Here is a 664-nt window from a genome sequence, read left to right on the forward strand (position 1 = left end):
TCTGGCTGAAGGTGACTACACCGTTACCCTCACCGCCGTGGATGATGCAGGCAATACCAGTACCACCAGTCAATCGGCTGAAGTCGATACCACTGCGCCAGTATTAACCCTAGATGCACCTGGTACTGGCAATGACACCACGCCAACATTGTCAGGTCACGTGGATTTGCCTACAGGCAGTACCGTGACCTTGACCGTCGTTGATGCCAATGGCGATAGCCAAACCTTCACCGCCACCGTACAAGCTGACGGCGCGTTCAGTGCCGATGTACCAGCCCCGCTCGCCGAAGGCAGCTACACGGTGTCTGCTTCCGCTACCGATGCGGCAGGCAACAACAGTACCGCCTCGACCTCTGGTGATTTGAATACCAGTGCGCCGGTGTTAACCCTTAATGCACCCGGTACGGGTAACGACACAACGCCTACGCTGTCAGGCAATACCGACCTCGATACCGGCGATACCATCACCCTCACCGTGGTGGATAACAATGGCGATACCCAAACCCTCACGGCCACCGTACAAAGCGACGGTAGCTTCTCGGTCAATGTGCCTACAGCATTAGCCGAAGGTGGCTATACCGTGACAGCCTCTGGTACGGATGATGCTGGCAATACAGCAACGACCTCTACCTCCGGTGTTATTGACACCACGGCGCCTGTTATC

At 56.3% G+C, this 664-nt stretch carries 1 protein-coding gene; it reads left to right on the forward strand.

Annotated features, from left to right (window positions below):
- Positions 1-664 (forward strand): Ig-like domain-containing protein (locus ACXAH6_RS20360; RefSeq protein WP_474879822.1); only part of this gene is annotated, 664 nt, incomplete at both ends.

It is taken from the genome of Alteromonas sp. ABE4_545 (genome assembly GCF_056161325.1).